General features: G+C 39.3%; 6 protein-coding genes and 3 pseudogenes. 8 read left to right on the top strand and 1 reads right to left on the bottom strand.

Annotation, left to right across the window (positions count from 1 at the left end; genetic code table 11):
- The 5 genes and pseudogenes from HT719_RS11560 to HT719_RS05025 form a co-directional block, all read left to right on the top strand.
- Positions 1–258, top strand: a pseudogene (locus tag HT719_RS11560) (transposase); the annotation flags it as partial.
- 175 nt (positions 259–433) lie between these two features.
- Positions 434–921 (top strand): annotated as a pseudogene (locus tag HT719_RS05010) (DUF1919 domain-containing protein); the annotation flags it as partial.
- Positions 922–994: 73 nt separating this feature from the next.
- Positions 995–3,124: a Tex family protein gene (locus tag HT719_RS05015; RefSeq protein WP_014017280.1), complete on the top strand. Its 2,130-nt coding sequence runs from the start codon at positions 995–997 to the stop codon at positions 3,122–3,124.
- Positions 3,111–3,560, top strand: coding sequence for a SprT family protein (locus HT719_RS05020; RefSeq protein ID WP_001054507.1), 450 nt, complete (start codon positions 3,111–3,113; stop codon positions 3,558–3,560). Before HT719_RS05015 ends, HT719_RS05020 begins: the two co-directional genes overlap by 14 nt.
- Positions 3,561–3,618: 58 nt before the next feature.
- A complete protein-coding gene (locus tag HT719_RS05025; RefSeq protein WP_001085044.1) occupies positions 3,619–3,891 on the top strand; it encodes a PspC domain-containing protein in 273 nt (90 codons plus the stop codon).
- Positions 3,892–4,033: 142 nt separating this feature from the next.
- Here the strand turns inward: HT719_RS05025 and HT719_RS05030 are convergent, their stop codons facing one another.
- Positions 4,034–4,225 (bottom strand): hypothetical protein, encoded by a 192-nt coding sequence (locus HT719_RS05030; RefSeq protein WP_172928450.1) that lies wholly within the window; start codon positions 4,223–4,225, stop codon positions 4,034–4,036.
- 429 nt (positions 4,226–4,654) lie between these two features.
- On the opposite strand from HT719_RS05030, the gene HT719_RS05035 reads away from it, so the two are divergent.
- The 3 genes and pseudogenes from HT719_RS05035 to HT719_RS11565 all read left to right on the top strand — a co-directional run.
- The gene (locus HT719_RS05035) at positions 4,655–5,413 is read left to right on the top strand and encodes an ABC transporter ATP-binding protein (RefSeq protein WP_112443576.1); all 759 of its coding nucleotides are present in this window, start codon (positions 4,655–4,657) and stop codon (positions 5,411–5,413) included.
- 1 nt (position 5,414) lies between these two features.
- A pseudogene (locus HT719_RS05040) lies at positions 5,415–7,406 on the top strand (ABC transporter permease).
- 51 nt (positions 7,407–7,457) lie between these two features.
- On the top strand, positions 7,458–7,647 hold a 190-nt coding region (locus tag HT719_RS11565; protein ID WP_345790026.1), incomplete at its 3' end, for a hypothetical protein.

The raw sequence follows: 7,647 nt of genomic DNA on the forward strand, positions 1-7,647 counted from the left end.
TGGTTCAAAACGCAACTCCTACCTGCTTTGAAGACACCTCATGTTATTATCATGGACAATGCTAGTTTTGATCCCAAGAACATTTTGGATGAACTCTGCATCCAAGATAAACACTTTTTCTTACCTCTACCGCCATATTCACCGGATTTGAATCCTATTGAGTAAGCTTGGGCTATCTTGAAAAAGAAAGTAACAGATTTATTAAGGGAAGTCCCAACTATTTTTGAATGTTTGGAACGCTTTTTTAAAACTAAATGATTATATAATTGAAATAAGAAGAAAATCATTATCAGAAAATTATAGGAGGTAGTAAAATTGACTTGCTTAATCAGTGTTATTTTATTACATCAAGGAGATAAAAATAGTTTATTAGAGTCTTTATTAATAGTTGATAGACAAACATTTAAAGATATAGAAGTTATTATTGTAAAGCCAATATAGAACACCTTTTGTTGGTTTATTTATTCTTCCTGATGATTATTATAAACTTACAAAGGATTTTCGGTACTATATGGAACAAGAACTTGTTTCACCGAGCTGGACCCATGAAGTTTATCCTTTGGGGCACTTAGGGGATATAGATATTCATTTTCTACATTATTCTAGTATTGAAGAAGCACGGACTAAGTGGGAAAAAAGAAAAAACGCATAAATTGGGATAATCTATATTTTAAATTTGATAATAAAGATTCAGCTAGTGAAGAAATTTTAAATAAGATGGATAATCTTCCTTATTCTAATAAATTAATTTTAGTCAATCGTCCATATAAAAATTTGAAAAGTCAATGTGTTATTCCAGGTCAGGAACATCTTCCAGAACTGGCTATTATGTCTGATCCATTAAATACTTTTGATATCATGGCTTGGTTAAAAAAGGTGGCAATGCTCTTTAAGTGCAAGTTATTGCGCTGTAGCATATAAATCTATTCCCTACATATTTTTTAAATGTTCTACGAGTTAATTTAAAATGTTTAGCTTGTGGTATAATAGTTTCATGGATAAAAAATATGAAAAAATCTCTCAGGATTTGGGAGTGACGTTAAAGCAAATTGATACCGTTCTAAGTTTGACAGCTGAAGGGGCGACTATTCCCTTTATGGCGCGTTATCGCAAGGACATGACTGGTAGTCTGGATGAGGTGGCGATTAAGGCTATTATTGATTTGGATAAAAGTCTGACAAATCTCAATGACCGTAAGGAAGCTGTCTTAGCTAAGATTCAAGAACAAGGTAAGTTGACCAAGGAATTGGAAGAAGCTATCTTAGTTGCCGAAAAATTAGCAGACGTTGAAGAACTCTATCTTCCTTATAAGGAAAAGCGTCGTACCAAGGCAACCATTGCCCGTGAAGCTGGACTCTTTCCTCTTGCTCGCTTGATTTTGCAGAATATAGTTGACTTGGAGAAAGAAGCTGAAAAGTTCGTCTGTGAAGGATTTGCGACTGGCAAGGGAGCCTTGACCGGTGCAGTTGATATTTTGGTCGAAGCCTTATCGGAAGATGTGACCTTGCGTTCTATGACTTATCAGGAAGTGCTGAGACACTCTAAACTCACTTCTCAAGCCAAGGATGAAAGTCTTGATGAAAAGCAGGTTTTTCAGATTTATTATGATTTTTCAGAGACAGTTGGAACTATGCAAGGCTATCGTACCTTGGCTCTCAATCGTGGGGAGAAGCTAGGTGTCTTGAAGATCGGTTTTGAACATGCGACGGACCGTATTCTTGCCTTTTTTGCTACTCGTTTCAAGGTGAAAAATGCTTATATTGATGAAGTTGTTCAGCAATCCGTTAAGAAAAAGGTCTTGCCTGCTATCGAGCGCCGTATTCGTACAGAATTAACCGAGAAGGCAGAAGAGGGAGCTATTCAACTCTTTTCTGACAACCTGCGCAATCTTCTCTTGGTTGCTCCTCTAAAAGGGCGCATGGTTCTTGGATTTGACCCAGCCTTTCGTACAGGTGCCAAGCTAGCTGTCGTTGATGCAACTGGGAAAATGCTGACAACTCAGGTCATTTATCCTGTTAAACCAGCATCAGCTCGTCAAATCGAAGAAGCCAAGAAAGATTTGGCAGACTTGATTGGTCAATACGGTGTAGAGATTATTGCCATCGGAAATGGTACTGCTAGTCGTGAAAGTGAAGCCTTTGTGGCGGAAGTTCTTAAAGATTTTCCTGAGGTTAGTTATGTCATCGTAAATGAAAGTGGTGCTTCGGTCTATTCTGCCAGCGAACTTGCTCGTCAGGAGTTTCCAGACTTGACCGTTGAAAAACGCTCTGCTATTTCTATCGCCCGTCGTTTGCAGGACCCCCTTGCTGAATTGGTCAAAATCGATCCTAAGTCAATCGGTGTCGGTCAATACCAGCATGATGTCAGTCAGAAGAAACTGTCTGAAAGTCTGGACTTTGTCGTGGATACCGTGGTGAACCAAGTCGGTGTCAATGTCAATACAGCCAGCCCAGCTCTTCTTTCACACGTAGCTGGACTCAATAAAACCATCTCTGAAAATATCGTCAAATACCGTGAAGAAGAAGGAAAAATCACTTCACGCTCCCAAATCAAGAAAGTTCCTCGTTTGGGGGCTAAGGCCTTTGAACAGGCAGCTGGTTTCCTTCGTATCCCTGAAAGTAGCAATATTCTTGATAATACAGGAGTTCACCCAGAAAATTACGCTGCCGTTAAGGAACTTTTCAAACGCTTGGACATTAAGGACCTGAATGAAGAAGCCCAAGGCAAACTCAAGTCTCTTTCAGTCAAGGAAATGGCGCAAGGGCTAGACCTTGGTCCCGAAACTCTTAAAGATATCATTGCAGATCTTCTCAAACCAGGTCGAGATTTCCGTGATTCCTTTGACGCACCTATGCTTCGCCAAGATGTCCTGGATATCAAGGACTTAGTGGTTGGGCAGAAGCTAGAGGGTGTGGTGCGTAATGTCGTTGACTTCGGTGCCTTCGTTGACATTGGAATTCACGAGGACGGTCTCATTCATATTTCCCACATGAGTCGCAAATTTATCAAACATCCTAGCCAAGTGGTGTCAGTTGGAGATTTGGTGACCGTTTGGGTCAAGAAAATTGATACTGAACGTGAAAAAGTCAATCTGTCGCTCCTAGCTCCAGATGAATCTAACTGATTACGTCAAGCAGGTTTCGCTAGAAGACTTCGGCAGACCTTTTATCCATCATGCCCAGTGGAATAGGCGTCTACGTTCGACAGGTGGGCGATTTTTCCCCAAAGATGGGCATTTGGATTTTAATCACAAGGTTTATCAGGAACTGGGGTTGGACGTTTTTAGGAAAATTGTCCGACATGAACTCTGTCATTATCACCTCTATTTTCAAGGAAAGGGCTATCAACACAAGGATCGGGATTTTAAGGAACTGTTGAAAGCAGTGGATGGATTACGCTTTGTGCCAACCTTGCCAAATAGCAACTCCAAGCCAATCAAGCTCTATCGTTGTCAATCCTGCCAGCAAACTTATTATCGCAAGCGAAGGATTGATACCAAACGCTATCGCTGTGGAGTTTGTCGAGGAAAGTTGCTACTAGTAAATCAGCCTGAGGACTGATGAAAGCCGAGCCTACCCGTGATATACTATGTCTAACCTAGCAGAAAGAGGAAATATCATGAACAGTAAGTTTTATAAAATGAGACGAAATCGCATGATTTCAGGAGTTTTAGCAGGTCTGTCAGACAAGTGGAACTTTGATGTTACCCTTGTACGTTTTCTGTTTGCTATTTTTACAGTCGCAAACTTTGGACTTGGGGTGATTATCTATATCATCCTAGCTTCTATCATGCCAACCAAGGAAGAAATCGAAGCAGAAATGTACGGAACAGGCCCACGTAAACGCAAAGAAGCTCAAGCCATTGACGATAATGAAGGCTGGTTTTGGTGAGGTTTTACAAAAGATTTGGAATACGCAGAAAGCTTTAAATCAATAGTCTAAACTGCTTGATTTAAAGCTTTTTTACTTTTAATAATATTTTTCCAGCTTCATCTACAAACTAAAAGCATTCTTTTGAACTCATGTTTCTAATCTATTTTTCATGCTGAGACAATACATTTTTTGAAAAATGATGGATGCTGATAACAACTGATAGCCAGCAAATAGCATAAGCAGTAGCTGTAAATTCTGTACCGATAAAGTATGTTTTTTCAACTAAGAGCTGACCGATAAATGGAGAGAGTAGATAGAGAAATCCGATGAGTATATGTTCTTTGTGTTTCATTAAGGCGCACCTTCTTTCCTTATAGGTTGAACGACTTGCAAGTGTTAAATTGAATGGTATGTTATCTAGGTAAGCTTACTCAAATGTTAGTTCCCGCTTCCTCCTTTCCAAAGTAAGCCTTTTCACACTTATATTTTACAATTTTAAAAATAGGAAATCAAATCATTTTATAAGTAATTTTGCCTATATTTCCCCCAATCTTACAAAAATGTAAGATTAAAGTCTTTTTTGTAAGGTTAGGTTATGGCAAGCGGTCTTTTTTTGATGTAAACTAGACTCATAAAGAAAAAGGAGTAAGAACATGAAAAAATTATTTCAAGAAAAATTTTCAAAACAACCAAGCCACAAAGAAATCGAGCGTGTTCAACTGGGATGCGCTATGATGCAAGCAACATTTCATTTGATGGGATATTAAGAAAGGAGATTCTCATGACACTTTTAGATGTAAAACACGTTCAAAAAATTTATAAAACTCGTTTTCAGGGCAACCAAGTAGAAGCCCTCAAGGATATTCACTTTACCGTAGAAAAGGGAGACTACGTTGCCATCATGGGTGAGTCTGGTTCTGGTAAATCAACTCTTCTCAATATTCTAGCTATGCTGGATAAACCAAGTCGTGGTCAGGTTTACCTGAATGGAATTGACACCGCAACCATTAAAAATTCACAGGCTTCTAGCTTCCGTCGTGAAAAATTGGGCTTTGTCTTCCAAGACTTTAACTTGCTAGATACTCTGTCTGTTAAGGACAATATCTTGCTTCCGCTTGTCTTGTCAAGAAGACCCATTACGGAGATGATGAAGAAATTGGTAGTGACAGCTGAGAATCTGGGTATCAACCAATTGCAAGAGAAGTACCCTTACGAGATTTCAGGTGGTCAGAAACAGCGTGTAGCAGTAGCCCGCGCCATCATCACAGAACCTGAAATTCTCCTTGCGGATGAGCCAACAGGAGCTCTTGACTCCAAGTCCTCTGCAGCCTTACTTGATGTCTTTGATGAAATCAATGAGCGCGGCCAAACCATTCTCATGGTAACCCACTCAACGGCAGCAGCTAGCAGAGCTAAACGTGTACTCTTTATCAAAGACGGCATTCTTTACAACCAAATCTACCGTGGAGAGAAGACAGAGCGTCAGATGTTCCAAGAAATCTCTGATACCTTGACTGTCATGGCAAGCGAGGTGAATTAGTATGTTTCGATTAACCAATAAGTTAGCGGTATCGAACTTGATTAAAAACCGCAAACTCTACTATCCTTTTGCGCTGGCTGTTCTCTTGGCGGTCACTGTCACCTATCTCTTTTACTCTCTAACCTTTAATCCTAAGATTGCTGAAATCCGTGGAGGAACAACCATTCAGGCTACACTTGGATTTGGTATGTTTGTCGTCACCCTTGCGTCAGCCATTATCGTCCTCTATGCCAATAGTTTTGTCATGAAAAACCGTTCCAAGGAACTAGGGATTTATGGCATGTTGGGCTTGTAGAAGCGCCATCTGATCAGTATGACCTTTAAGGAGTTAGTGGTATTTGGAATTCTAACTGTTGGAGCGGGTATCGGTATTGGAGCCTTGTTTGACAAGTTAATTTTCGCTTTCTTGCTCAAACTGATGAAATTGAAGGTTGAGCTGGTCGCTACCTTCCAAATGAATGTTGTCATTGCAGTACTTGTTGTCTTTGGATTGATTTTCCTAGGGCTCATGTTCCTGAATGCCCTTCGAATCGCCCGTATGAATGCCCTCCAGCTCTCGCGTGAGAAAGCAAGCGGAGAGAAAAGAGGTCGTTTCCTACCTCTCCAAACTATTCTTGGTTCCATAAGTTTAGGGATTGGCTATTATCTTGCCCTTACGGTAACCGATCCTCTTACAGCCCTAACAACTTTCTTCCTAGCTGTTTTGCTGGTTATTTTTGGTACTTATCTATTGTTTAATGCAGGGATTACAGTCTTCCTACAAATCTTAAAGAAAAACAAGAAATACTATTACCAACCTAATAACCTCATATCTGTTTCCAACTTGATTTTCCGTATGAAGAAAAATGCGGTTGGACTAGCAACCATCGCTATTTTGTCAACAATGGTTTTGGTAACCATGTCAGCAGCGACTAGTATTTTCAATGCCTCAGAATCCTTTAAAAAAGTGATGAATCCGCATGACTTTGGCATTACTGGAAAAAATGTTGAAAAAGAAGATTTGGACAAACTCTTGAGCCAGTTTGCAAGTGACAAAGGTTATAGTGTCAAAGAGAAAGAAGTGCTTCGTTACAGTAACTTTGGTATTGCAAATCAAGAAGGAACCAAGTTAACTATTTTTGAAAAAGGACAAAACCGTGTCCAACCAAAAACAGTTTTCATGGTATTTGACCAAAAAGATTATGAAAATATGACTGGTCAAAAACTGTCTCTATCAGGAAATGAGGTTGGTCTCTTTGCCAAAAATGACGGACTGAAAGGACAGAAAGCTCTAACTCTAAATGATCATCAATTTTCTGTCAAAGAGGAATTTAATAAAGATTTCATTGTGAACCATGTTCCAAATCAGTTTAATATCTTGACTACTGATTACAATTACCTTGTTGTTCCTGATTTACAAGCCTTTTTGGATCAATTCCCAGATTCGGCTATCTATAATCAGTTTTACGGTGGTATGAATGTAATAAATGTCAGTGAAGAAGAACAACTCAAGGTCGCTGAGGAGTATGAAAAATACCTCAATCAATTTAATGCTCAATTAGACACAGAAGGTAGCTATGTTTATGGTAGCAATCTAGCAGATGCTAGTGCTCAAATGAGTGTCCTCTTTGGCGGTGTCTTCTTTATTGGTATTTTCCTATCCATTATCTTTATGGTCGGAACTGTTCTGGTCATCTACTACAAACAAATTTCTGAAGGCTACGAAGACCGTGAACGCTTTATTATCTTGCAGAAAGTTGGTTTAGATCAAAAGCAAATCAAGCAAACCATCAACAAACAGGTTTTAACTGTTTTCTTCCTTCCTTTGCTTTTTGCCTTCATACATCTAGCCTTTGCCTACCATATGCTTAGTCTGATTTTAAAAGTGATTGGTGTAATAGATACGACTATGATGTTGATTGTGACCTTGTCTATCTGCGCTATCTTCCTCATCGCCTATGTGTTGATTTTCATGATTACTTCAAGAAGCTATCGCAAGATTGTGCAAATGTAAAAAAAGATACCTCGACTTCAAAATCGAGGTATTTCTTGTATTTTATACTCAATGAAAATCAAAAAGCAAACTAGGAAGCTAGCCGCAGGTTGCTCAAAACACTGTTTTGAGGTTGCAGATAGAACTGACGAAGTCAGCTCAAAACACTGTTTTGAGGTTGCAGATAAAACTGACGAAGTCAGCTCAAAACACCGTTTTGAGGTTGCAGATAAAACTGACGAAGTCAGCTCAAAACCACGTT

Source organism: Streptococcus sp. k-378 (assembly GCF_013277505.1).
Taxonomy (GTDB): Bacteria; Bacillota; Bacilli; order Lactobacillales; family Streptococcaceae; genus Streptococcus; species Streptococcus pseudopneumoniae.

Excerpts from the sequence above, each read along its gene's own strand:
- HT719_RS05025 (WP_001085044.1), top strand. The coding sequence starts at position 3,619 with ATGAACAGTAAGTTTTATAAAATGAGACGAAATCGCATGATTTCAGGA.
- HT719_RS05035 (WP_112443576.1), top strand. The coding sequence starts at position 4,655 with ATGACACTTTTAGATGTAAAACACGTTCAAAAAATTTATAAAACTCGT.
- HT719_RS05020 (WP_001054507.1), top strand. The coding sequence starts at position 3,111 with ATGAATCTAACTGATTACGTCAAGCAGGTTTCGCTAGAAGACTTCGGC.
- HT719_RS05015 (WP_014017280.1), top strand. The coding sequence starts at position 995 with ATGGATAAAAAATATGAAAAAATCTCTCAGGATTTGGGAGTGACGTTA.
- HT719_RS05030 (WP_172928450.1), bottom strand. The coding sequence starts at position 4,225 with ATGAAACACAAAGAACATATACTCATCGGATTTCTCTATCTACTCTCT.